The 24,955-nt window shown below is 68.0% G+C and carries 23 protein-coding genes and 1 riboswitch; of the genes, 12 read left to right on the plus strand and 11 right to left on the minus strand.

Features of this window, described 5'->3' with window-relative positions; all coding sequences use genetic code 11:
• Positions 1-13 precede the first annotated feature (13 nt).
• Positions 14-991, minus strand: a complete 978-nt coding sequence (locus EC845_RS19985) for an isopenicillin N synthase family oxygenase (RefSeq protein ID WP_123299912.1) — start codon at positions 989-991, stop codon at positions 14-16.
• 214 nt (positions 992-1,205) lie between these two features.
• Positions 1,206-1,332: riboswitch (glycine riboswitch) on the plus strand.
• A gap of 58 nt (positions 1,333-1,390) precedes the next feature.
• On the opposite strand from EC845_RS19985, the gene gcvT reads away from it, so the two are divergent.
• From gcvT to EC845_RS20005, 4 genes are all read left to right on the plus strand, one after another.
• Positions 1,391-2,530: a glycine cleavage system aminomethyltransferase GcvT gene (gene gcvT, locus EC845_RS19990; RefSeq protein WP_123299913.1), complete on the plus strand. Its 1,140-nt coding sequence runs from the start codon at positions 1,391-1,393 to the stop codon at positions 2,528-2,530.
• 116 nt (positions 2,531-2,646) lie between these two features.
• Positions 2,647-3,021, plus strand: a complete 375-nt coding sequence (gcvH, locus tag EC845_RS19995) for a glycine cleavage system protein GcvH (RefSeq protein ID WP_123299914.1) — start codon at positions 2,647-2,649, stop codon at positions 3,019-3,021.
• A gap of 82 nt (positions 3,022-3,103) precedes the next feature.
• A complete protein-coding gene (gene gcvP / locus EC845_RS20000) occupies positions 3,104-6,022 on the plus strand; it encodes an aminomethyl-transferring glycine dehydrogenase (protein WP_123299915.1) in 2,919 nt (972 codons plus the stop codon).
• A gap of 59 nt (positions 6,023-6,081) precedes the next feature.
• Positions 6,082-6,681, plus strand: coding sequence for a YigZ family protein (locus EC845_RS20005; protein ID WP_123299916.1), 600 nt, complete (start codon positions 6,082-6,084; stop codon positions 6,679-6,681).
• A gap of 42 nt (positions 6,682-6,723) precedes the next feature.
• Here EC845_RS20005 and aroC read toward each other — a convergent pair whose 3' ends face one another.
• A complete protein-coding gene (aroC, locus tag EC845_RS20010; protein ID WP_123299917.1) occupies positions 6,724-7,821 on the minus strand; it encodes a chorismate synthase in 1,098 nt (365 codons plus the stop codon).
• Between the two features lie 61 nt (positions 7,822-7,882).
• A complete protein-coding gene (locus EC845_RS20015; RefSeq protein ID WP_123299918.1) occupies positions 7,883-8,353 on the minus strand; it encodes a CBS domain-containing protein in 471 nt (156 codons plus the stop codon).
• A gap of 239 nt (positions 8,354-8,592) precedes the next feature.
• Between EC845_RS20015 and EC845_RS20020 the strand changes: the two genes are divergently transcribed.
• The 4 genes from EC845_RS20020 (at position 8,593) to EC845_RS20035 (ending at position 11,501) form a co-directional block, all read left to right on the plus strand.
• On the plus strand, positions 8,593-8,811 hold the full coding sequence (locus EC845_RS20020) for a hypothetical protein (RefSeq protein ID WP_123299919.1): 219 nt from the start codon (positions 8,593-8,595) through the stop codon (positions 8,809-8,811).
• 257 nt (positions 8,812-9,068) lie between these two features.
• A complete protein-coding gene (locus EC845_RS20025) occupies positions 9,069-9,911 on the plus strand; it encodes a methionine ABC transporter ATP-binding protein (RefSeq protein WP_123299920.1) in 843 nt (280 codons plus the stop codon).
• A 42-nt stretch (positions 9,912-9,953) separates the two neighbouring features.
• Entirely contained in the window at positions 9,954-10,616 is a 663-nt protein-coding gene (locus EC845_RS20030; protein ID WP_123299921.1) for a methionine ABC transporter permease, read from the plus strand.
• Positions 10,617-10,685: 69 nt separating this feature from the next.
• The gene (locus EC845_RS20035; RefSeq protein WP_123299922.1) at positions 10,686-11,501 is read left to right on the plus strand and encodes a MetQ/NlpA family ABC transporter substrate-binding protein; all 816 of its coding nucleotides are present in this window, start codon (positions 10,686-10,688) and stop codon (positions 11,499-11,501) included.
• Between the two features lie 120 nt (positions 11,502-11,621).
• Here the strand turns inward: EC845_RS20035 and EC845_RS20040 are convergent, their stop codons facing one another.
• Positions 11,622-12,047 (minus strand): co-chaperone YbbN, encoded by a 426-nt coding sequence (locus tag EC845_RS20040; protein WP_123299923.1) that lies wholly within the window; start codon positions 12,045-12,047, stop codon positions 11,622-11,624.
• Between the two features lie 123 nt (positions 12,048-12,170).
• Entirely contained in the window at positions 12,171-13,421 is a 1,251-nt protein-coding gene (locus EC845_RS20045; protein WP_370451363.1) for a YihY family inner membrane protein, read from the minus strand.
• A 121-nt stretch (positions 13,422-13,542) separates the two neighbouring features.
• Here EC845_RS20045 and EC845_RS20050 point away from each other — a divergent pair, with 121 nt between their 5' ends.
• Positions 13,543-14,973, plus strand: coding sequence for an FAD-binding oxidoreductase (locus EC845_RS20050; protein WP_123299924.1), 1,431 nt, complete (start codon positions 13,543-13,545; stop codon positions 14,971-14,973).
• A 31-nt stretch (positions 14,974-15,004) separates the two neighbouring features.
• On the opposite strand, the gene EC845_RS20055 is transcribed toward EC845_RS20050, so the two are convergent.
• Entirely contained in the window at positions 15,005-15,955 is a 951-nt protein-coding gene (locus tag EC845_RS20055; protein WP_123299925.1) for a LysR family transcriptional regulator, read from the minus strand.
• 146 nt (positions 15,956-16,101) lie between these two features.
• Here EC845_RS20055 and EC845_RS20060 point away from each other — a divergent pair, with 146 nt between their 5' ends.
• Positions 16,102-17,283, plus strand: coding sequence for an alpha-hydroxy acid oxidase (locus EC845_RS20060; RefSeq protein ID WP_123299926.1), 1,182 nt, complete (start codon positions 16,102-16,104; stop codon positions 17,281-17,283).
• Positions 17,284-17,329: 46 nt separating this feature from the next.
• Here EC845_RS20060 and EC845_RS20065 read toward each other — a convergent pair whose 3' ends face one another.
• Complete coding sequence (locus EC845_RS20065; RefSeq protein ID WP_123299927.1) at positions 17,330-19,003, minus strand: thiamine pyrophosphate-binding protein; 1,674 nt, start codon at positions 19,001-19,003, stop codon at positions 17,330-17,332.
• Between the two features lie 93 nt (positions 19,004-19,096).
• On the opposite strand from EC845_RS20065, the gene EC845_RS20070 reads away from it, so the two are divergent.
• Both EC845_RS20070 and EC845_RS20075 read left to right on the plus strand, forming a co-directional pair.
• Positions 19,097-20,746 (plus strand): MFS transporter, encoded by a 1,650-nt coding sequence (locus EC845_RS20070; protein WP_370451364.1) that lies wholly within the window; start codon positions 19,097-19,099, stop codon positions 20,744-20,746.
• Between the two features lie 97 nt (positions 20,747-20,843).
• Complete coding sequence (locus tag EC845_RS20075) at positions 20,844-21,686, plus strand: thymidylate synthase (RefSeq protein ID WP_123299929.1); 843 nt, start codon at positions 20,844-20,846, stop codon at positions 21,684-21,686.
• Positions 21,687-21,698: 12 nt separating this feature from the next.
• Here EC845_RS20075 and EC845_RS20080 read toward each other — a convergent pair whose 3' ends face one another.
• From EC845_RS20080 to EC845_RS20095, 4 genes are all read right to left on the minus strand, one after another.
• A complete protein-coding gene (locus EC845_RS20080) occupies positions 21,699-22,856 on the minus strand; it encodes an alpha-hydroxy acid oxidase (protein WP_123299930.1) in 1,158 nt (385 codons plus the stop codon).
• A 19-nt stretch (positions 22,857-22,875) separates the two neighbouring features.
• Positions 22,876-23,556 carry a Fe2+-dependent dioxygenase gene (locus EC845_RS20085; RefSeq protein ID WP_123299931.1) on the minus strand — a complete coding sequence of 227 codons (681 nt, stop codon included), beginning with the start codon at positions 23,554-23,556 and terminating at the stop codon, positions 22,876-22,878.
• Between the two features lie 172 nt (positions 23,557-23,728).
• A complete protein-coding gene (locus tag EC845_RS20090) occupies positions 23,729-24,118 on the minus strand; it encodes a diacylglycerol kinase (protein ID WP_123300178.1) in 390 nt (129 codons plus the stop codon).
• Positions 24,119-24,192: 74 nt separating this feature from the next.
• On the minus strand, positions 24,193-24,945 hold the full coding sequence (locus EC845_RS20095; RefSeq protein ID WP_123299932.1) for a phosphatase PAP2 family protein: 753 nt from the start codon (positions 24,943-24,945) through the stop codon (positions 24,193-24,195).
• Between the last annotated feature and the right edge of the window lie 10 nt (positions 24,946-24,955).

The raw sequence follows: 24,955 nt of genomic DNA on the forward strand, positions 1-24,955 counted from the left end.
CAGGGCGGTCCGATCAGGACGGATCGCCGGCCGATGGCTTGAGCGTATAGGTGCGGGCGTACATCTGGCGCAGATGCTCGCCGGCCGTGCAGGGCTCGTGCCGCGGCGCCTCGCCCGGCGCTACCGTGCCGGGAACGGCCTCGATGCGGGCCAGGTAATCCGGTTCGTAGAAGAACGGGATCGAGTAACGGGGCCGGCCGTTTGAATGCACATTGCGCACCCGGTGCGGATTGGAGTGGTAGAGGTCGTTGGTCCAGCGCGGAATCATGTCGCCCAGATTCACCACCAGGCAGTCGGCGATGGGCACGGCGGCCACCCACCGGCCATCGGGCATGCGCACTTCCAGGCCCCCGTGTCCATCCTGCGCCAGGATGGTGATCGCACCCCAGTCGGTGTGCGCGCCCGCGCCATAGGTGTCGGCATCGGCGTCTTCCGGGTGGGCGGGATAACGGATCATGCGCAGCGTGAGCATGGGGCTGGCGCTGGTGGCATCGAAGAAATCCTCGGGCAGCGCCAGCGACAGGGCCAGCAGTTGCATCAACCGGCGGGACAGGCCGAGCAGGGCCTGGATGTAGGCTTCGCATACCGCCGGCGCCTCGGGCACTTGCGGCGGCCACTGGTTGCCGCCGTAGGTCTGGTAGCCGGCCCGCACATAGGGGTGATCGTCCGGATAGGCGCTGCCGCAGTAGAAACTTTCCTTCACGTCGGGACGCGCGGCGAGGTCGAGCGTCTGGGCCCCCATCAGTTCGTAGCCTCGCATCGTGGGCGAGTGGTGCATGGCCAGCGCGGTGCGGGTCGACAGCGGAACGTCCTCCAGCAACCGGCGCGCCAGTCCGAATTGCCGCTCGATCAGCCCGGCAGGCAGACCATGGCGGCGCACATAAAAGAACCCCGACGCCATGGCTGCGGCACGCAGTTGCGCGGCCACTTCGGCGCTGCGCGGCGCACCGGGCTGCAAGGCATCGGCGAGGTCGAGGACGGGAATGGACATGGGCAGAGGGCTCCTGGCTGCAGTTGATTTTTACGTCATTGCACCACAGGCAACGGCACGCTATCCCCTACAATGCGCCCTGTCAGGAGAGAGTGACGCATTGCGCAGCCGGCCCAGCCGTCCGTGTCCATTGCGTTGCCGCCGAAGGCGCAGGGCCCGTTCGCGGGCACCGAACGCTCAGGTACCGAGGACTGGCAAACGCCCGGGAAACCGGACGTCTTCCCCTGGAGAGAGGCGGCCCTGCGAGGCCGTCCACCGAAGGAGCAAGCCGCACGCGCCGTGGAACATCGCATCCACGCCGGGCCGTGAATCTCTCAGGTAAAGCGGACAGGGGCAAAAACCTTTTGCAGGCATGGCATGCGCCGTGCTTGTCGTTTTTTGCCCTTGCAGGAGTCCGCCATGTCCACCCCCGCTTCCGCTGCCGATCTGCTGAAGACCCCGCTGCACGACCTGCATGTCGCGCTCGGCGCCCGCATGGTGCCCTTCGCGGGCTACAGCATGCCCGTGCAGTATCCCGCCGGCCTGATGGCCGAACACCGTCACACCCGCCAGGCGGCGGGCCTGTTCGACGTCTCGCACATGGGCCAGCTCACCCTGACAGGCCCCGATGCCTGTGCTGCCTTCGAGAGCCTGGTGCCGGCCGACGTGATCGGCCTGCCGGTGGGCAAGCAGCGCTACGGTCTGCTGCTGACCGACGACGGCACCATCGTCGACGACCTGATGTTTTTCCGCCGCGCGTCCGACGAACTGTTCGTCATCGTCAACGGCGCCTGCAAGACCGGCGACCTGGCGTACATCGAGGCCCGCATCGGCAGCCGCTGCGCGGTCACGCCCCTGCCCGACCGCGCGCTGCTGGCCCTGCAGGGTCCGCAGGCCGCCATGGCCCTGGCGCGTCTGGCGCCGGATGTCGCCGGCCTGGTCTTCATGAGCGGCGGCGATTTCGAGATCGGCGGCATTCCGGCTTTCGTGACCCGCAGCGGCTATACCGGCGAAGACGGCTTCGAGATCTCCGTGGCGGCCGGCCAGGCCGAGGCGCTGGCCCGCCTGCTGCTGGCACAGCCCGAGGTCGCCCCCATCGGGCTGGGTGCCCGCAATTCGCTGCGCCTGGAAGCCGGCCTGTGCCTGTACGGCAACGACATCGACACCACCACCACCCCCATCGAGGCCGCGCTGAACTGGTCCATCCAGAAAGTGCGCCGCAGCGGCGGCGAACGGGCGGGCGGTTTCCCCGGTGCCGACCGGGTGCTGGGGCAGCTCGACGGCTCGGTCCCCGTGGCCCGCAGGCGTGTGGGCCTGATCGCGCTCGACCGCGTGCCCGTACGCGAACACACCGCCTTGCAGGCTCTGGACGGCCAGCCGGCCGGCGAAGTCACCAGCGGACTGCTGGGACCGACCGTCGACCAGCCGATCGCGCTGGCCTATGTGCGCAGCGAACTGGCCCAGGCCGGCACCGAACTGGTGGCGCTGGTGCGCGGCAAGCCGGTTCGCATGCAAGTTGCGCCCACGCCCTTCCTGCCCGCGCGATACTACCGGGGCTGAGCGCCACCGGGCGCGGGCCGCGGGTGCGGGGGATGTCCTCGCCAAACGCGACCGGATCGCGCGCTTGCTTTTTTCGATCATCCATCGTTTCGATTCTTTCGTTTTCGGAGAACCCCATGAGCATCAAATACACCCAGGAACATGAATGGGTCCGCATCGACGACCTGCAGGCTGCGGTCGTCGGCATCACCGTGCACGCGCAGGATGCGCTGGGCGACGTGGTTTTTGTCGACCTGCCCGAAGTCGGCAAGAGCTACGGCCAGGGCGAAGTCGCCGGCGTGGTCGAGTCGGTGAAGGCCGCTGCCGACATCTACATGCCCCTCACGGGCGAAGTGGTCGAGGTCAACGAGTCGCTGCGCAACGATCCGTCGCTGGCCAATAGCGACCCGCTGGACACCGGCTGGTTCTTCAAGATCCGCGTCGCCGATGCCTCGCAGCTCGACGCCCTGCTCGACGCAGCCGCCTACGACGCCTTCACGCAGAACGCCTGATCACCCAGGCCCATCCGCGCGGCGCGCCTCGCGCCCGCGGACCGTCTTTCCGCCAGCCCCCCGCCATCCGGACGCCCCCGCCATGCCGACATCCCCTGCCCTGCCCCTGGGCGCACTCGAAAACGCCTCCGAATTCATCGCCCGCCACATCGGCATCGATGCCGACGACGAACGACGCATGCTGACTGCGGTCGGCTCGGCCTCGCGCCGCGCGCTGATCGAGGGCATCGTGCCCGCCGACATCCAGCGCGAGCAGGCCATGGTGCTGCCGCCGGCGGTCACCGAGGCGGCGGCACTGGCCGAACTGCGCGCCATCGCCAGCAGGAACAAGGTCTACAAGAGCTTCATCGGCCAAGGCTACTACCCCAGCCACACGCCCGGTGTGATCCTGCGCAACATCCTCGAAAACCCCGCCTGGTACACCGCCTACACGCCCTACCAGGCCGAGATTTCCCAGGGCCGCCTGGAGGCGCTGGTCAACTTCCAGACCATGGTGTGCGATCTCACGGCCATGCCCATCGCCAACGCATCGATGCTCGACGAGGCCACCGCAGCCGCCGAGGCGATGACGCTGGCCAAGCGCTCGGTCAAGGCACGCGGCCAGGTCTTCGTGGTCAGCGGCGACTGCCATCCGCAGACGCTCGAGGTCATCCAGACCCGCGCCGAGCCGCTGGGCATCAGCGTCGTCGTGGCCGAATCGGCACAAGCCTGGCAAGCGGCCATTGCAGCCGACGACTGTTTCGCCGCACTGACCCAATATCCCGCAAGCAGCGGCTGGCTGGCCGACTGGCAGCAGGATGCCGATACGCTGCACGAACGCCAGGCGGCCTTGATCGTCGCCACCGACCTGCTGGCCCTGACCCTGCTGCGCGCGCCGGGCGAGTTCGGCGCCGACATCGTGGTGGGCAACACGCAGCGCTTCGGTCTGCCCCTGGGCGCAGGCGGCCCGCATGCGGCCTTCCTGGCCTGCCGCGACGAATTCAAGCGCTCGATGCCCGGCCGTCTGGTGGGCGTGAGCGTGGACACCCAGGGGCAGCCGGCCTACCGGCTGGCGCTGCAGACACGCGAACAGCACATCCGCCGCGAAAAGGCCACCTCCAACATCTGCACGGCCCAGGTGCTGCCGGCGGTGATCGCCAGCATGTATGCGGTCTACCATGGGCCGCAGGGGCTGACCCGCATCGCGCAGCGCGTGGCGAGCTACACCGCCATCCTGTGGGCCGGCCTGCGCGAGCTCGGCTACACCGAGCGTCACCACGCGTCGGCGTTCGACACCCTGAGCCTGTGCCTCGACCCCGAGCGCGCGGCCGCGATCGCCGCCCGCGCCCGCAGCCTGGGCGCCAACGTGCGCATCGCCTGGGACCGTTATGTGTGCGTGTCGCTCGACGAGACGACCACCCGCGCCGACATCGAACTGCTGTGGCGCATCTTCGCCCAGGACGGGCAGGCGCTGCCCGGCTTTGCCGACCACGAAGACGGCATCGAGACGCTGATCCCCGCTGCGCTGCGCCGCACCAGCGCCTTCCTCACGCATCCGGTGTTCAACACCCACCACTCCGAGACGGCCATGCTGCGCTACATCCGCCGTCTCTCGGACAAGGATCTGGCACTCGACCGCAGCATGATCCCGCTGGGCAGCTGCACCATGAAGCTCAACGCGACCAGCGAGATGATCCCCGTCACCTGGCCCGAGTTCGGCCAGATCCACCCCTTCGCACCGGCCGACCAGCAGGCCGGCTACACCGCGCTCGACGCCCAGTTGCGTGACTGGCTGTGCCAGGCCACGGGTTATGCCGGCATCAGCCTGCAACCCAACGCGGGCAGCCAGGGCGAGTACGCCGGGTTGCTGGCCATCCGCGCCTGGCATGCCTCGCGCGGCGACAGCCAGCGCACCGTCTGCCTGATCCCCGAATCGGCCCACGGCACCAATCCGGCCAGCGCGCAGATGGTGGGCATGCAGGTGGTGGTGGTCAAGTGCGACAGCCGCGGCAACGTCGACCTGGCCGATCTGCAGGCCCAGTGCGCCAAGCATGCGCAGCAACTGGCGGCCATCATGGTTACCTACCCCAGCACCCACGGCGTGTTCGAGACCGGCATCACGGAACTGTGCCGCATCGTCCATGCGCATGGCGGCCGCGTGTACGTGGACGGCGCCAACATGAATGCCCTGGTGGGCGTGGCGGCACCCGGCCAGTTCGGCGGCGATGTGAGCCATCTCAACCTGCACAAGACGTTCTGCATCCCCCATGGCGGCGGCGGACCGGGCGTCGGTCCGGTGTGCGTGGTCGAGGACCTGGTGCCTTTCCTGCCCGGCCATGCCGCAGGACTAGCCGCATCGGGTGGCGAGCAGGCGGCCGCGGCGGTGGGCGCCGTTTCGGCTGCGCCCCTGGGCAATGCCTCGGTGCTGCCGATTTCGTGGATGTACGTGCGCATGATGGGCACCGAAGGATTGAAGGCTGCGACCGAAACCGCCATCCTCAGCGCCAACTACATCAGCGCCCGCCTGCGCGATCACTACCCGACGCTGTACGCCAGCGAGAACGGGCATGTCGCGCACGAGTGCATCCTGGATCTGCGCCCGCTCAAGGACAGCAGCGGCGTGAGTGCCGAGGATGTGGCCAAGCGCCTCATCGACTACGGTTTCCATGCGCCCACGCTGAGTTTCCCCGTGCCGGGCACGCTGATGGTCGAACCCACCGAAAGCGAAAGCCTGTTCGAGCTCGACCGCTTCTGCGACGCCATGATCGCCATCCGCGAGGAAATCCGAATGGTGGAAAACGGCACCTGGACACGGGACGACAACCCGCTGCGGCATGCCCCGCACACCGCCCTGCAGGTCACGGCGAGCGACTGGCCGCACGCCTACAGCCGCGAAACCGCAGCCTATCCGGTCGCGGCCCTGCGCCAGGCCAAGTACTGGTCGCCGGTGGCCCGCATCGACAACGTCCATGGCGACCGCAACCTGTTCTGCAGTTGCGTGCCGGTGGCCGACTACGCCTGAGCGAAAGCGGCGGGCAGACGCCTCGGCATGTTTCACATGCGCTAAGCTTCGGCCCGCCCATGCCCTACTCCATCGCCCATCCCGCGCACAGCGAACTCGTCATCAAGAAGAGCCGGTTCATCGGCTGCGTGCAGTCGGTCTCCACGCGAGCCGAAGCCCAGGCCATCGTCGGTAGCCTGCGGGCCGAACATGCCGGCGCGGCCCATGTCTGCTGGGCCCTGCTGGCGGGCGGGCAATCGGCCGCGGTCGACGACGGCGAGCCCAGCGGCACGGCCGGGCGCCCGATGCTCGACGTGCTGCGCCACCAGGATCTCGAAGGCGTGCTGGCCACGGTGGTGCGTTATTTCGGGGGTGTGAAACTGGGTGCCGGCGGCCTGGTGCGTGCCTACACCGATGCCATTGCCCAGGCCCTGCTGCAGGCCGAGAAGATACCGCTGCTGCGCCTGCAGACGCTGGCCTGCTGTGTACCCTATGCGATGGAAGGCCTGCTGCGCCGCGAACTCGATGCGGCCGGCGCCCGGCTGCTCGACGTGGCCCACGGCCATCTGGTCACCGTCCGCTTCAGCCTGCCGCAGGACACCGCCGCCGCAATGGTGGCTCGGCTCAACGACGTGGGACAAGGGCGGCTGGGCTGGCTGGAGCCCGACGGCGTGGACTGAAGAAAAAGGACTGCCGGGCCGGGCGCCCGGCAAACCATGCCGTCAGCGAGCGGCGGCGGCGATATCCGGTGTATCCACCCGCACATCGCCGTTCTGCGCGCGGTGGCGCAGTGCATGGTCCATGATCACCAGGGCCAGCAGGGCCTCGGCGATCGGGGTGGCGCGAATGCCGACGCAGGGGTCGTGACGGCCGAAGGTCTCGACCGTCGCCGACTGGCCGGCCAGGTCGATGGACTCGCGCGGCGAACGGATGGAGCTGGTCGGCTTGATGCCGATGGTCACCTCGATGTCCTGTCCGGTGGAGATACCGCCCAGAATGCCGCCGGCATTGTTGCTCGCGAAGCCGCTTGGCGTCAGGGAATCGCCGTGCACCGTGCCGCGCTGGACCACGGACTCGAAACCCGCACCGATCTCGACTGCCTTGACCGCGTTGAGGCCCATCATCACATGGGCGATATCGGCATCGAGCTTGTCGTAGAGCGGTTCGCCCAGGCCCACCGGCACGCCCGTGGCCTGCACCCGAAGCCGGGCTCCGCACGAGTCGCCGGCGCGGCGCAGTTCGTCCATATAGGCCTCGAGCGCCGAGACGTCGGCCACGGGGGCGTAGAAGGGGTTTTCAGGGACGTTGGCCCAGGACTCGAACGGAATGTCGATGTCGCCGAGCTGCACCATGCAGCCGCGGAACTCGCAGCCGAAGTGTTCGCGCAGCCACTTGCGCGCCACGGCACCGGCGGCCACGGTGGGTGCCGTCAGGCGGGCCGACGAACGGCCGCCGCCGCGCGGATCGCGCACGCCGTACTTGTGCCAGTAGGCATAGTCGGCATGGCCCGGGCGGAAGGTCTGCAGGATGTTGCCGTAATCCTTGCTGCGCTGATCGGTGTTGCGGATCAGCAAAGCGATCGGCGTGCCGGTGGTGCGGCCTTCGTACACGCCCGACAGGATCTCGACCTGGTCGGCTTCGTTGCGCTGCGTCACATGGCGGCTGGTGCCAGGCCGGCGGCGATCGAGCTCGAACTGGATGTCGGCTTCGGTCAGCGCCATGCCGGGCGGGCAGCCGTCGATCACGCAGCCAATGGCCGGGCCGTGGGATTCACCGAAGTTGGTGACCGTGAAAAGGTGTCCTAGGGTATTGCCGCTCATGGGGCGCGATTATCCCCGATGTGCACCGCGCATGGGCGGTCCGTGCAACGCGGCGGGCGGTTCAGCCCAGCCGCGCCTTGTCCTCGTCGGCCTCGTCGGCTTCGGGCCAGGCACGGATGTAGGCCTTGAGCATCTTGTTCTCGAAGTTCTGGCTGTCAACCACGGTCTTGGCCACGTCGTAGAAGCTGATGACGCCCATCAGCATGCGTTTGTTCATGACCGGCATGTAGCGCGCATGGCGTTCGAGCATCATGCGGCGCACTTCGTCGAGTTCGGTCTCGAGCGTGCAGGTCAGCGGTGCGTCGTCCATGTGCGTGCGCACCAGCGTTTCGCCGACGGAGCCCTTGCCCGCGCGAACGGCCTGGATGACCTCGCGGAAGGTGAGCATGCCGACCAGATCGCCATGGTCCATGACGACCAGCGAACCGATGTCCCTGTCGTCCATGATCTCGATGGCTTGCGTCAGGGGCTCATCCGGGGTGACGGTATAGAGCGTGTTGCCTTTGACACGCAGGATGTCGCTGACTTTCATGGGGGTCTCTCCAAGGACGGGGCACGTGGCGGTTTCAGGGAACTGCAGATCAAAACAGGCCAGACTCGTGACTATACCGAAAGGGCGGCCCCTGCGGCACACTGGCCGGGCCCTGCCTCTGCCCTATCGATTACCCTGAGATCCGGGTCCGTACAGCCGTTCTCGGCCCGATAACCGTCTAAGCAACTGCGGAAAACCGCCTTGCCGTGCCGCCCCAAGGCCTCTAGCATGGGGCCACCATGTCCAACCTTCCTCCGCACGCAGCCGACGCCACGACGGCCCCCCAGGCTGGCGATTCCTGGAATCGCCGGGCGGATGCGCGCGAGTTGCACGATGCACATGCGCTGGCCTCCGACATCCAGGCGATCGACGCCCTACTGCCTCAAGACGACACCGGCGAAGGCCCGTCGTCGATGTGGCGCCGTGCACGCGACCGTTTTGGCCTCTGGTCGTCCTGAGCACGCCAGGGCTGGCATCGGGGTCACGGATGCCCGACGGCACCGTGCGTGCAACCCGGCCCGGCTTATGCGAAAATGCTCGGTTTTCTGTTGTACACATCAACAAACAGAATAAGCATAGGACGATTGATTCGTTCCCGAAACGCAGGCGATGAGCGACACTGCGGCCTCCAGGCACCCAGCCTGCATGCCACCTGTGCCGCAGACGCCGACCGCGACCGGGACCGGCAAGACTCCTGCCGCCCGCCGTCCCGTTCATGACTCCAATTCCTTCTTCCGCGGCACCTGCGCTCATCGCGCTGGCCGCCGTCAGCAAGTCGTTCACGCTGCCCGATGGCCGCGTGTTCGATGCCGTGCAATCCGTGACGCTCGACATCGCCGCCGGCCAGGTTTTTGGCCTGATCGGCAAGAGCGGCGCGGGCAAGTCGACCTTGCTGCGCCTCATCAACCTGCTCGAGCGCCCGGATGCCGGACAGGTGCGTGTGGACGGCCGCGACCTCACCGCGCTGTCCAAACGTGAACTGCGCGAGACCCGCCAGGGCATCGGCATGATCTTCCAGCAGTTCAATCTGCTGCAGAACGCCTCGGTGTTCGACAACGTCGCTTTCCCGCTCAAGCTGCACGGCAACCGCAGCAAGGCCGAGATCGAGCAGCGCGTGCGCGAATGCCTGGCCGTGGTCGGCCTGACCGACAAGATCCACAGCTACCCCGCGCAGCTCTCGGGCGGCCAGAAACAGCGCGTGGCGATTGCCCGCGCCTTGGCGCCCAAACCCAAGGTGCTGCTGTGCGACGAGCCGACTTCGGCGCTGGACACCGAAACCACGCGCTCGGTGCTGCAGACGCTGCGCGAGATCAACCGCAAGCTGGGTGTCACCATCGTGATCGTGACGCACGAGCTGTCCGTGGTGCATGCCCTGTGCGACCGCGTGGCGGTTCTCGAAGGCGGGCAACTGGTCGAGCAGTTCGACGTGCGCGACCACCGCACGCCGCGCATCAGCGCACTCGGCCGCGAACTGGCCGAGGAACAGGCACGCGAGGACATCCTGCGCGAGCATGCCGCACGCATCGCTGCCGCCGGCGAGCCGGCCCGCGCGGCGTGAGCCCCTCCTTTGCGACTTCATTGAATCTGCCTCCATTTCGCCATGTCTGAAAGCATCACCGCCCTCCTGCCCGAACTCTGGGTCGCCATCGGGCAGACCTTCCTCATGCTGGGTATCGGCCTCTCGGCAGCCATCGTGCTGGGCGGGCCGCTCGGCGTGCTGCTGTTCCTGCTGACGCCCGGCCAGTCGCTGGCCAACAAACCCGCCTATCTGGTGCTGAGCTGGGTGGTCAACACCGTGCGCTCCTTCCCCTTCATCATCCTGCTGGTGGCGCTGGTGCCGCTGACCCGCATCATCGCGGGCACGTCCATCGGGCCGCTGGCGGCTGCCGTGCCGCTGTCGGTCGCGGCCATCCCCTACTTCGCCCGCCTGGTCGAGCAAAGCATCCGCGAGGTGCCGCGCGGCGTGATCGAGGCGGCCCATGCCATGGGCGCCTCGGAGCTGCAGATCGTCTGGCGCGTGCTGGTGCTCGAGGCACGGTCGGGCCTGATCCTGGCCCTGACGGTGCTGGCGGTGAGTTTCCTGTCCTACTCGGCGATCGCCGGCGTGGTGGGCGGCGGCGGCATCGGCGACCTGGCGATCCGTTACGGCTACTACCGTTTCCAGACCGATGTGATGCTGCTGACCGTGGCGCTGCTCATCGTGCTGGTGCAGATCATCCAGTTCGGCGGCAACGCCCTGGCCAGCCGGCTCGACAAGCGCTGAAGCCGGCCCGGCCCCCGCTTTCCAGTTTCCCTTTGCATCCGTTCAACAACTGACCGAGGAGTCCCGATCATGTCCTTCATCCGTCGCCATATCGTGCTGGCCACCATCGCCGCCACCCTGGGCCTTGCCGGCCTGAGCGCCCACGCCGCCGATCCGGCCAAAAAAGACCTCGTCTTCGGTGCCACCGCAGGCTACAACTACGACGTGCTCAAGCGGGGCATCGTGCCTCAGCTCGAAAAGGAAGGCTACAAGGTCAAGCTGGTCGAGTTCAACGACTACGTGCAGCCCAACATGGCCCTGGCGCAAGGTTCGCTCGATGCCAACCTGTTCCAGCACATCGCTTACCTCAACCGCTTCAAGACCGACCAGAAGCTGGACCTGATCGATCTGGTGCAAAGCACGACTGCGCCCATGGGCATCTACTCGGAAAGCCGCAAGAGCCTGACCGAGCTCAAGGACGGCGACCGCGTCACGCTGCCGAACGACCCCAGCAACCTGGCCCGCGCACTGCAACTGCTGGTGCAGCAGAAGCTGATCACGGTCAAGCCCGATGTCGATCCGCTGCGCGTGAGCGAGCGCGACGTGCTCGACAACCCCAAGAACATCAAGTTCCAGCCCATCGAAGCGGCCCAACTGCCGCGTACCCTGGGCGATGCGGCCTTCGCGATCGTGCCCGGCAACTTCGCCACCTCGGCCGGCCTGAAGTTCACCAGCGCCCTGGCACTGGAAACGCCGCCCGTGCAGTACCAGCAAGTGGTGGCCGTGCGCAAGGGCGACGAAGCCAAGCCCTGGGCCAAGGACCTGGCTGCGGCCTTCAAGTCGCCGTTCTTCAAGCAGGTTCTGGACAAGGACTTCCCGGGCTACACCCGTCCAGCCGGTCTGTAAGCCGTCACCCGGGCTGCTGTACGCAGCCGACGAAAAAAGGGCAGCCAGGGCTGCCCTTTTTCATGTGCGTTCCGGCGTCGATGCCGGAAGGCGCCGCTCGGAGGCCGGCGTGATCCGGCCCTAGCCTTCCGAGGCGGACTGCCGCAGCCAGTGGCTCACGCCGGACAAACCCGGCGGCATGGGGGCGGGCCGGCTCATGCCGCCCGGCTCCTCGAGCAGCGTCATCTGGCGCGACAGCGTGCCCAGATGCGGCAGCATGGGGCCAAAAAAGAACATGCGGTCGGATTCGCCGGGACCCGGGGCCTGTTCGTAGATCAGCACCGTGGGAAAGGTTTCGACGTCGAGGTCTTCGACCAGATCGGCCTGATCCTCGATGTCGATCCAGGCGCCGCGCCAGCCGGGATGGTCCTGCACGACCTGGTCGAGCACGGCACGGTAGTCGCGGCAGGTGCCGCACCACTCGGCACACAGCACGACCAGCCAGCGCACGGGCTCACCGGCGGTGGACGGACGGGGCAAGGCGGAATCGGAAGAAACGGGCAGCATGGCGGGCAGATGGAGTCGGCCGGCCGGCGTTCAAGTCCGGCGCCGGGCAGGCGCCGGTCCGGAACAACACGCGACCCGGCCCATGGCGCAGGAACACGGCCGCCATCTTCTCATGCCGGGCCGTCAGAGCGCTTCGCCGAGGGTGATGTGCGGCAGGCCCGAGCGCGACCAGAGCGCTTCGGTGGAGTCGTTGCGGCGCACCAGCAGCCGCTGCACCAGCGGCTCGATCCAGGTGGCGCCGGGATCGACGAGCAGCACGTAGCGGCTGCGGGTGTCGTCGGATTCGTCGAGCTGGCCGATCCAGTCGAGCGCCTTGAGGGTTTCGATGACGGGCACCAGTTGCAGGGCATCGACACGCAGGCGGTCGACCAGTTGCCGCTGGTCCAGCCCGCGCTGTTCGGCGTGACGGACTTCCTCCAGGCTGCGCACCACTTCGAGCGCCAGCTGAAACGCCCAGCCCGGCGTGTCGCCGCGCCGCGCCACGCCGCCGAGCAGGCTCGGCATATAGGCGGCGATGACGGCCCCGAACAGCACGATGAGCCAGGCCGTGAAGATCCAGATGAGCAGGATGGGCACGGTGGCAAAGGCGCCGTAGAGGGCCGAATAGGTCGGGATCTGGTTCACGTAGAGTGCCAGCACCCGCTTGGCGATCTCGATGCCCAGCGAGGTGAAGATGCCGCCCGCCAGGGCATGCGACCATTTCACGCGCGCATTGGGCACGTAGTGATAGAGGGCCGTCATGCCCAGGGCCAGCACGGCGAACTCCAGGCTGTCGAACAGCACGCGCAGGGCGCCCGGCATGTCGCCGACCAGCCCGCGCGACGCCGAGAAGGCGTACGAGGTCATCGACAGGCTGGCGGCCATCACCAGCGGCCCCAGCGTGATCAGCGCCCAGTACACCAGCACCCGCTGGCCCAGCGGCCGCGGCTGGCGCACGCGCCAGATGCCGTTGAGCGTGCGGTCGATGGTCAGCACCAGCATCAGCGCCGTGATGCCGACGATGGCCAGGCCGGCCGCCCCGAGCCGGCTGGCCTGCGCCGCGAACTGGGTCATGTAGCCCAGCACCTGCCGGGCGATGTTGTCCGGCACCAGGCTGGTGAACAGCCACTGCTGCAGGCCCTCCTGGAGCTTGGCGAAGATGGGGAACACCGAGAACACCGCCAGGAACACCGTGAACAGCGGCACCAGGGCGATCATGGTGGTGAAGGTGAGGCTGCTGGCGGTCAGTCCCAGGCGATCCTCGCGGAAGCGCTCGAGCAGCACGATGGCCGTGTTGCGCCAGGGGAAGGCGGCGAGATCGTGGACCAGCCGTGCGACCATGGCCGAGCGCAGCCACCAGCGCCGCTTGGTTCTTGTCGGGATATGGGGCGTCATGCCCCTGATGATGCCATCGCCTGCGGCCGGCACGGCAGTCGTTAAACTCTGGCCTTCGAATTCCGAGCCGGGCCATGGGGCAAAAAACGATCCCGCCCGCCATTCCATCCCGAGACACACCATGCAGCAACAACTCCTCGACCGCCTGGCGGCCATCGTCGGCCCCACCCATGTGCTCACCGGCGACGGCCTCGAAAGCTACGAGCAGGACTGGCGCAAGCGTGCCCGCGGCAGGGCGCTGGCCGTGGTGCGCCCCGGCAGCACGCAGGAAGTGGCGGATGTGGTGAAGGCCTGCTCCGACGCCCGCGTGTCGATCGTGCCCCAGGGCGGCAACACGGGGCTGGTGGTGGGCTCGGTGCCCGACGAATCCGGCACCCAGGTGATCCTGAGCCTGCGCCGGCTGACCGCGGTGCGCGCCGTCGATCCGCACAACATGACGGTGACGGTGGAGGCCGGCTGCATCCTGCAGAACCTGCAGGACGCCGCCGGGAACGCCGGTTTCCTGTTCCCCCTGAGCCTGGGCGCCGAGGGCAGTTGCACCATCGGCGGCAATCTCTCGACCAATGCCGGCGGCACGCAGGTGGTGCGCTACGGCAATGCACGCGAGCTGTGCCTCGGTCTCGAAGTGGTGACCTCGCAAGGCGAGATCTGGGACGGTCTGTCGGGCCTGCGCAAGGACAACACCGGCTACGACCTGCGCGACCTCTTCGTGGGCAGCGAAGGCACGCTGGGCGTGATCACCGCCGCGACGATGAAGCTGTATCCGCAGCCGGCGGCGCAACTGACCGCCTGGGCGGCCGTGCCCAGCCTGGAAGACGCCAACACGCTGCTGGGCCTGGCGCACCGGCACCTGGCCGCCAATCTCACGGGCTTCGAGGTGATGAACCAGTTCTCGCTGAGCCTGGTCGACAAGCACTATCCGCACCTGCGGGTGCCGATGTGGAAAGACACGCCCTGGTGCGTGCTGGTCGAGATCTCGGACAACGAATCCGAGGAACACGCGCGCGGCCTGTTCGAGCGCCTGCTCGAAACCGCTTTCGAAGCCGGCGTGGCGGCCGACGCGATCGTCGCCGAGAGCATCAAGCAGGCACACGACCTGTGGCACATCCGCGAGAGCATCAGCCTGGCCCAGGCCGAGGAAGGCCTGAACATCAAGCACGACATTTCCATTCCGGTCTCGCTCATTCCCGAGTTCGTGCGCGAGGCCGATGCCGCGCTGTCGGCAGCCATCCCCGGCGTGCGTTTCGTCAACTTCGGCCACCTGGGCGACGGCAACCTGCACTACAACATCCAGGCCCCGGTGGACGGCGACCCCAAGGCCTTTCTGCGGGATCGCGAGGAAGAGATCAACACGATCGTCTACGACACGGTCAGCCGGTACCACGGCTCGATCTCGGCCGAACACGGCGTGGGCGAACTCAAACGTCACAAGCTGCCCAAACACAAGTCGCCGGTGGCGCTCACGCTGATGCACGCCATCAAGGGTGCGCTCGATCCCTACAACACCATGAACCCCGGCAAGGTGCTGGAGACGGCCGCAGCGCCGAACTGAGCGGACGCCTGCTTCATCGGGCGGCAGGGGCTCAGGGACAAAACCCGTCCTGCCGCTGCCCGGCTTCGCCGGCGGGCCACGGGCCGGGCAGCGCCAGAAACCGGATGGGCTCGGCGAAGTCGACCGTCTGTGCCAGCAGGGCGCGCAGCGCGGTCAGCACGGCGCGCTCGTCGCCCTGGCGCACACGCAGTGCATAACGCAGCGAGGACAAGGCGGGCCAGTCCTCCCGGGCCAGCACCCCGCCGCGTGCCAGAAGGGGCGTGGCCCAGCCCTGCGGCAGGAAACCGATGCCGATGCCTTCGGCCAGCAGGCCGGCGACCGCGCCCCAGGTGTTGCATGTCAGGCGCCGGTGCACCACGTAGCCGTGCGACAGCAGCCAGTCCTCGAGCATGTGGTGGGTGCCGGCGCCCTGCGGCAGGGTGACGAGGGGCCAGCGGCTCAGGGCGTCCTGCACCGCCAGCCGGGGCAGGTGCGGTGCGGCCACCCAGACGAAATCGGCACGGCCCATGGGGTAGGACAGCACCCCCGCGCGTGCCGAGCAGCCGGCGGCGACGGCGCAATCGAACTCGCCGCTCTCGAGGCGCAGCTCCATCTGTTCGCCGGTGTCGACGACCGGCTCGAGCACGAGTTGCGGATGCCGCTCGGCCGCCAGGGCCATGAGCTTGGGCAGCCAGGTCTGCGAGGCCAGCTCGCCGACGCCCAGCCGCAGCCGGCCACACACGCCGGTGTCCTGCCGCAGCAGGCCGCGCAGATCCTCGGCTTCGTCGAGCAGCGCACGGGCACGCGGCAGCAGGGCCATGCCGGCAGGGGTCAAGGCGGCGCGGTAGTGCTGGCGATCGAACAAAGCCGCGCCCAGCGAGGTTTCGAGCTCGGCGATGCGCTTGGAGAGGCTGGACACGGACAGGTGCAGGCGTTCGGCCGCCACGGCAAAACTGGCACAGGTTCCGGCCCAGAAAAAAGCCTCGAGTTGCTTGAGGGTCATGCAGGTCTCCTGCGTCCCGCATGCGCAACGGGATCGTGAATTATTTAGAACAAGCCGGTGTGAATTTAATCGCTATTTTTCCATGACAAGGCCGCCTAGCATCTCCGGATCTTCCTTGATGAAACCGGACTTTCCGGCCTGTCGCGATGCCCTCACCCCGTCTTCCCCCCGTGCCGCGCGTCCATGCACTGCGCGATTTCGAACCCCTGGCGCGCAAGCGCCTGCCGCGCCAGCTCTACAGTTACATCCACAACGGCGCGGACGACGAGCGCTCGCTGGCAGGCAACCGCAGCGCCTTCGACGACTACAGCCTGGTGCCGCGCATGTTGACGGGGGTGTCCGGCCGCAGCCAGGCCATCGAGCTGTTCGGGCAGACGTATGCCTCGCCCTTCGGCATCTCGCCGGTGGGACTGGGGGCGATGTATGCCTACCGGGGCGATCTGGTGCTGACCGGACAGGCCAGGGCCGCAGGCATTCCGGCCGTGCTCAGCGGTTCTTCGCTCATCCCCATGGAAACCGTGGCGCAGGCCGCCCCGGGCACCTGGTTCCAGGCCTATATGCCGGGCGATCCGGCCCGGGTCGAGGCCCTGCTCGCCCGCATCGAACGCGCGGGCTTCGGCACTCTGGTGCTGACGGTCGACCTGCCGGTCATGGTCAATCCGGAGAACTACCTGCGCAACGGCTTCAGCACGCCGCTGCGTCCCAGCCTGCGCCTGGCCTGGGACGGGCTGAGCCGTCCACGCTGGCTGCTGGGCACCTTCGGCCGGACCCTGCTGCGCCATGGGATGCCGCACTTCGAGAACTGGCGTGCCGAGCGCGGAGCGCCCATCGTGTCGGCCACCGTGCAGCGCGATTTCCTGGCCCGCGACCATCTGGACTGGAGCCATTTCCGGCTGATCCGGCAGGCCTGGAAAGGGCCGCTCATCGTCAAGGGCCTGATGCGCTGGCAGGATGCGCAGATCGCGCGCGACGCGGGTGTCGACGGCATCGTCGTCTCCAACCACGGCGGCCGCCAGATCGACGGCGCCGTGGCTCCGCTGCGTGTGCTGCCCGAGATCTGCCGCGCCGTGCCCGAGCTGCCGGTGATGATGGACGGCGGCGTGAGGCGTGGCAGCGATGTGCTCAAGGCCCTGTCGCTGGGCGCGCGCTGCGTCTTCGCGGGCCGACCGTTCAACTACGCGGCGGCGGTCGCGGGCGAAGCCGGCGTGGCCCACGCCATCCGCATCCTGCGCGACGAGATCGACCGCAACATGGCGCTGATGGGCATCAACCGGCTCGACGAGCTCGATGCCACCCTGGTGCGCCACATCGACAGCTTCCGGCCCTGATTCGGCCTCGCCCGCAATCGGCGGGGCCGGAAACGGCCCGTGTGGCTCAGGCCTCGGCCAGCCGCATCTGCGGCGTGATCTGCAGCGGATCGGTGACCAGTTCCAGCAGAGCCAGGCCCTGCGCGGCCTGCGCGCGTGCAAAGGCCGCAGCGAAGTCCTCGGTTTGTTCGATGCGTTCGGCATGCGCGCCGAACGAGCGCGCCAGCATCACGTAGTCGGGCCCCTGCAGCCGGGTGCCGCTGACGCGACCCGGATGACGGCGCTCCTGGTGCATGCGGATGGTGCCGTACATGCCGTTGTTGGCCACCAGCACGATCAGGCGCGCACCGTACTCGGCGGCGGTGGCCAGCTCTTGCGGGTACATCAGGAAGCAGCCGTCGCCCGCCATGCACACCACCTGGCGCCCGGGATGCCGCAGCGACGCCGCGACCGCCGCCGGCAGCCCGTATCCCATGGCGCCGCACGTCGGGGCCAGTTCGGTCCGGCCGCGGCGGTAGGCATAGAAGCGGTGCAGCCACACCGAATAATTGCCGGCCCCGTTGGTCAGGATGCTGTCGGGCGGCAGCGTGCGCCCCAGGTGCGCGACGACGCTGCCCAGGTCCACACCCCGATGGCCGGCGGCCGGCTCGGGCGGCAGGGAAAACGCCTCGTGCTCGGTGCGCGCCTGCCGGGTCCAGTCCTGCCACGGCAGCGTGCCGGGCGGGGGCCGGTCGGCCAGTGCCGCCACGGCAGCGCCGGCATGCGCCACCACGGCCAGCTCGGGCTGGTAGACACGACCCAGTTCGCCGGCATCGGCATGGATGTGGATGAGCGGCTGAGCCGGACGCGGCGGCTCGATCAGCGTGTAGCCGTCGGTCACGATGTCGCCCAGCCGGGTGCCGATGGCCAGGATGAGATCGGCGTCGCGCACGCGTTGCGCCAGCTTCGGGTTCATGCCCAGGCTCATGTGGCCGACGTAGTGCTCGTCGAGGTTGTCCAGCACGTCCTGGCGGCGGAAGGCACAGGCGACGGGCAGCGACCAACGCGCCGCAAACCGGCTCAGGGCCTGGCGTCCGGCGTCGTCCCAATCGGGGCCGCCCACGACCACCAGCGGACGCTGCGCACGCGCCAGGCGTTGCACGATGCCGTCGACGAGCCCCGCGGCAGGCACCATCGGCGCCGGCAGCACGGCGGCACAGTCGGCGCGGGTGCAGGGCTCGAGCAGCATGTCTTCGGGCAACGAGACCACCACCGGCCCGGGCCGGCCCGAGCACGCCGCCTGAAACGCCCGGGCCACGATCTCGGGCACGCGTGCGGCATCGTCGATCTCGACGACCCACTTGGCCAGCGAGCCGAACAGGGCCTGGTAGTCGACCTCCTGGAAGGCCTCTCGCCCGCGGTGCGACCGGGCGATCTGCCCGACGAACAGGATCATGGGGGTGGAATCCTGCTGCGCGATATGCACGCCGACACTCGCATGGGTGGCCCCGGGCCCCCGCGTGACCATGCAGATGCCGGGCCGCCCCGTGAGCTTGCCGTCGGCTTCGGCCATGTTGGCGGCGCCGCCTTCGTGCTTGGCCACGACCAGTGCGATCTCCGGCGTGTCGTGCAGCGCGTCCAGCACCTCGAGATAGCTTTCGCCGGGCACGCAGAACACGCGGTCGACGCCGTGCAGACGCAAGGCATCGACCAGCGCTCGGCCGCCGCTGCGTGCGACCGCGCCGGGGGTTGTCTCGGACATGGAAAAACTCCTTGCAGGCAAACCTAGGGAAGCCTCCAGTCTAGAGCCCACTCGGAAGTGCAGGCCCGGCCCCGATCCGTCACAATGCCAGGCATGCCGCCAGAAGCCACACAACCGCCCCTCACGCCTCCCGAACGTCCTCCCTTGCGCCGATCCGGCATGCGCAGCCCCGAGGCCCTCGCGCCCCTGCGGCACGCCACCTTCCGCATGCTGTGGCTGACCTGGGTCGCCGCCAACACCTGCATGTGGATGAACGACGTGGCGAGCGCGTGGATGATGACCTCGCTCACCGCCTCGCCCATCATGGTGGCCCTGGTGCAGTCGGCTTCCACGCTGCCGGTCTTCCTGCTGGGTCTGCCCAGCGGCGCGCTGGCCGACATCCTGGACCGGCGGCGTTATTTCATGATGACCCAGATCTGGGTCGCGGCGGTGGCCCTGCTGCTCTGCACCGTGCTGTTCATGGGCTGGATGACGGCGCCCCTGCTGCTGTCGCTGACCTTCCTGAACGGCATCGGCCTGGCCATGCGCTGGCCGGTGTTCGCGGCCATCGTGCCCGAGCTGGTGCCGCGCCCGCAGTTGCCGGCGGCCATGGGCCTCAACGGCATCGCCATGAATGCCTCGCGCATCATCGGGCCGCTGGTGGCCGGTGCGATCATCGCCAGCGTGGGCAGCATCTGGGTGTTCGTGCTCAATGCGGTGCTGTCGATCGGCTCGGCTTTCGTCATCCTGCGCTGGAAGCGCGTGCACAAGGTCAGCCCGCTGGGACGCGAGCGCCTGGGCAGCGCGATCCGTGTGGGCACGCAGTTCGTGCGCCAATCGCCCCGCATGCGGGCGGTGCTGCTGCGCGTGGCGGTCTTTTTTGTCCACGCGACGGCGCTGCTGGCGCTGCTGCCCCTGGTGGCCCGCGCCATGCCCGGCGGCGACGCGGGCACCTTCACCACCCTGCTGGCCTCGATGGGCGCGGGCGCCATCGTCGGTGCGCTGAGCCTGCCGCACCTGCGCCGCCGCTGGAGCAACGAGACGCTGCTGCGCAACGGCAGCATCGTCGTCTCGCTGGCCCTGATCGGCGCGGCCTATGCGCCCAATGTGTATGTCGGCATGCCGGCCATGGCCATCGGCGGCTTCGCCCTGCTGTGCAGCGCCAATACCCTGACCACCATCGCCCAGCTCTGCCTGCCCGACTGGGTGCGTGCACGCGGCATGTCCATCTACCAGATGTCGCTGATGGGCGGCTCGGCCCTGGGCGCGGCGCTCTGGGGCCAGGTCTCGTCGATGACCAGCCTGCACATCGGCATGAGCATCGCGGCCGTGTCGTGCACGATCTGCATGCTGGCCCTGCAGTACTTCATGCCCGACCGCAGCATCCTCGAAGACCTGACGCCCTCGTCGGTGTTCAAGGCGCCGGTGGCCAAGGAAACCCCCACCCACGGCCACATTCAGGTCAACATCGAGTACCTCATCGATCCGCTGCGGGCGGCCGAATTCCGCTCGCTGATGCAGGAAAGCCGGCGCAGCCGCCTGCGCCAGGGGGCACTGAGCTGGCAGTTGCTGCACGACGTGAACGACCCAGGCCGCTTCGTCGAGCAGATCACCGACGAGTCGTGGACCGAGCACCTGCGCCGTTTCGACCGGGTCACCGCCTACGATGTGCAACTGCGCGACAAGAAGCTGAGCTTCCATACCGAATCCGAGCCGCCGCAGGTGACCCGCCTGCTGGTGGAAGCCGATCGTTTCCAGGGCTGAGCGAGGGTCATGCCCCGCTGGTAAAATTGCCCTCCGCCGCCGGCTGCATCCGCGCCGGCTCCGCTGCCCCGATTCTGCGCCTCCGCGCCCCGCGCCCATGACCGACTCCTCCCTCGCTCCCGTTCCCCGCCAGTACGAAGACTTCATGCGCCATGTCGCCGAGCACGGCGTGGCCAAGGGCGACCGCACGGGCACCGGCACACGCAGCGTGTTCGGGCACCAGATGCGCTTCGACCTGCGCCAGGGCTTCCCCCTGGTGACGACCAAGAAGGTCCATCTCAAGTCCATCGTCCTCGAACTGCTGTGGTTCCTGCGCGGCGACAGCAACGTGCGCTGGCTGCAGGAACGCGGCGTCACGATCTGGAACGAATGGGCCCGGGCGGACGGCGACCTGGGCCCGGTCTACGGCGTGCAGTGGCGCAACTGGCCCAAGCCGGGCGGCGGCCACATCGACCAGATCGGCGACGTCATCAAGACGCTGCGCAGCAACCCCGATTCGCGCCGCATCATCGTCAGCGCCTGGAACGTGGCCGACCTCGCCGACATGGCGCTGATGCCCTGCCACGCGTTCTTCCAGTTCTATGTGGCTCCGCCCAGCGCTCCGGGCGAGCGCGGCCGCCTGAGCTGCCAGCTCTACCAGCGCAGTGCCGACATCTTCCTCGGCGTGCCGTTCAACATCGCCAGCTACGCCCTGCTGACGCACATGGTGGCGCAGCAATGCGACCTCGACGTCGGCGATTTCATCTGGACCGGCGGCGACTGCCACATCTACGACAACCACAGCGAGCAGGTCGCCGAGCAGCTGAGCCGTGAGCCCTATCCTTATCCCACGCTGCACATCAAGCGCCGGCCCGACTCCATCTTCGACTACGAATACGAAGACTTCGAAGTGCTGGGTTACCAGCACCACGCGGCCATCAAGGCGCCTGTGGCGGTCTGAGGCCCGGCGGGATCAGTTCCGGCCGGCCTCGTTGCCTGGGTGCGCGGGCCACAAAATGCCCGCATCGATCTCGCCGATCGAGGCGCAACCCAGTTGCGCCATCGCCAGCTCCAGCTCGCCCCGCAACAGATGAAGCGCATGGGCCACGCCCAGCAGGCCCGCGACGGCCAGCGCGTGCACCTGGGGCCGCCCGATCATCACGGCCGAGGCGCCCAGCGCCAGTGACTTGACGATGTCCGTGCCGGTGCGCACGCCGCCATCGAGCAGCAGCGGCACACGGCCCGCGACCGCCGCGGCAACCCGCGGCAGGACGTCGATGGCCGCGGGCAATCCGTCCAGCACCCGACCGCCATGGTTGGAGACCACCAGCGCATCGGCCCCCAACTCGATGGCGCGCAGCGCATCTCGCGGCGACACCACGCCCTTGACGATCAGAGGCAACGGGCAGTTCGCACGCAGCCAGGCGATGTCGTCCCAGGTCGGCGCGCCTTCGATCAGCGGCGTGCCGAAGAGGATGGGACCGCCCAGTCCGCCCGATCGTTGCTCGAAGCTCGGATAACCGCGGACATTGACGGCCTCGACACCTTGCGGCAAGGGGAAGCCGGAGCGTTTGACCGAAGCATCGACGGTCACGACCACGGCCTGGTATCCGGCAGCCTGGGCCCGACGGACCAGGGCAAGGCTGTGTTCACGATCCCGCTGGAAATACAGCTGGAACCACAGCGGCGCAGGTGCCCGATGCAGTTCGGCGGATGCGGCACGCGAGGCAGCGGCAATGTCTTCGAGCGGTTGGCTCGACAGGGTACTGACCGCCATGCCGACCTGCAGTGCCGCGGCGGCGCGCGCGGTCTCGCATTCTCCTCCGCTGTGTGCCAGGCGATGAAATGCCACCGGCGCCAGCAGGATGGGCGACTCGTGCAATTGGCCCAGCAGCAAGGTTCGGGTGCTGCCCTGCCGCAAGTCGGCCAGTGCACGCGGCGCCAGACGGATGCGCCCGAACGCGACCCGGTTGTCGTGCAGTGTCAGCCCCTCGCCCGTGCCCGAGTCCACGTGATGGCGGGATGCTTCGGGCAGGTGGCCGGCCGCGTGGCGCTCGTAGTCGGCCAGGCACGTGATGTCGGCAGGGATCGCCGTCAACGGCGGCCGGGGAACGGGTGGCGAGGCAGTCATGACGCGGGCTGGGCTCCGTTCAGGTGGTGGACCACTGCCGCAGCAGGTTGTGATAGACGCCCGAGAGCTGGCCGATCGACGCATGGTCAGGGTGGTCGGCCGTCAGCCGCTGGATGGCCGTGTCGAGATCGAACAGGGTGCGGCGCTGCGTGTCGAGCGCAACCAGGCTCTGCGTCCAGAAGAACGAGGCGTAACGAACCCCGCGCGTCACCGGATTGACGCGGTGGAGGCTGGTGCCCGGATACATCACCAGATGACCGGCCGGCAGCTTCACCGTCTGCTGGCCGAAGGTGTCCTCGATGACCAGTTCGCCGCCGTCGTACTCGTCGGGGTCGCTGAAGAACAGCGTGCTCGAGATGTCGGTTCGCACCCGCAAGGCGGTGCCCGGGATATTGAACAGCGCATTGTCGACATGGTTGCCGTAGGCCCCTCCGCCTTCGTAGCGGTTGAAGCGGGGCGGCAGCACCTTGAGCGGCAGGGCAGCGGAGATGAACAGCGGCGTCTGCCCCAGGCGGTCGAGGATGAAATCACCGATGCCCTTCGTCACGGGATGGTCCAGCGGCAGTTGCAGATTGCGCTTGACCTGTGCAGCCTGATGGCCAGCCGTCTTGCGCCCGTCGTCCCACTCCGCCTGTTCGAGTGCCTGGCGGCATTTGCGCACCTCGTCGGCACTCAGTAGATCGGGGATTTGCAACATCATGGCGGCGGCCTTGGCAGTTGATGACGGGAGACAGGGATGCAAAGCTTAATGCGTTTCATGCCTGAATCGACCGCAAGCCGGTCGCATTCACCCGCCCGTCGATGCCGCTCGAGCGCAGCGGCGGCGATCCCTGTCGGACCTGTTGCCCGTCCACAACAGCGTGCCGTGCCTCTCAGGAAAACCAGCGGGCATGGACGGCCATGCCCCAGACGATGCCGCAGATCGCCAGGGCCATCAGCGTGGCGGCGCTGCCGATGTCCTTGGCCTTCTTGGACAGCTCGTGCCACTCGGGTCCGATGCGATCGACGACGCTTTCGAGACCGGTGTTCAGGAGTTCCGTGACCATCACCAGCGCCAGGCCAAACAGCAGCAGGGCCGTGTCCGACCAGCGGCTGCCGATCCAGAAAGCGGCCGGCACCAGCACCACGCTCAAACCGACCTCGAGCCGGAAAGCGGATTCGAGCCAGCCATACCGCAGCCCGGAGACCGAATGCCGGGCCGCATGCCAAAGGCGCGCAAGACCCCGGCGCTGTTTCTGGAGGTTCACGAATGGCAAAACCATCGACTGCTTGGACATGCGAATTTTTATCCCCTCATCGTTTTCAAAGAACACCCACGCCGACCGGCATGGACCCGTCAGGCCCCCGCTCGGCTTCGGACGGCCGCCCGATCAGGCCTGCGGCGGCGGTACCGTTCACGCAGCAGCCATGAGCCCCCGGCCAGCGTCCAGCAGAGCCAGGCCGTCCACAGGGTGTGGCTCATGAAATGGGCGCCCCTCAGTTGCTGTGCCAGCCCCAGGATCAAGCCCGCGACCAGCACACCGGCCAGACAGGCGCGGGCCCGCCGCACGTTGGGCGGGGACGCCTGCGCGACCAGAAAATAGAAAGGCAGGAATGCAAAGGCCGAAGACGCATGGCCGGCCGGAAAACACCCCCCCGGGCCGCCGTCGCCAGACCACTGCCAGTGCGAGACATACGGCACGGTACCGCCGAACAGGGCCAGATCCCACGGGCAACTGGTCAGGCTGGCATGCTTGACCAGCGACACCAGCAAGGCACACAGCAGTGTCGTCGAAGCCGCCCAGAACATATCTGCGCGCGGGAAGGCCTTGAACAGGCCCCAGGGCTTCACCACGGCGGCCATGACCAGCGCCGCCGCCAGCCAGGACAGATACCGCGCCCCGGTGTGCAGGAACACCGTCAGCACCGGATTGCCGGCGAGATAAAACCCCCGGCTATCGCCCATCAGGCGAGCCAGCGCGAGATCGCCCCCACTGCTGTCCCAGGCCAGCACCGCCAGCAAGCCGAGCCCCGTGGGCCAGAAGAATCCGTGGCTCGAAAACGGGGCGACGCAGGCCCTGGACGACATCGACGTCACATTCATCCTCATCTCGTTGTCC

This window comes from Comamonas sp. BIGb0124 (genome assembly GCF_003752175.1).
In the GTDB taxonomy this organism is placed as follows: Bacteria; Pseudomonadota; Gammaproteobacteria; order Burkholderiales; family Burkholderiaceae_C; genus Comamonas_F.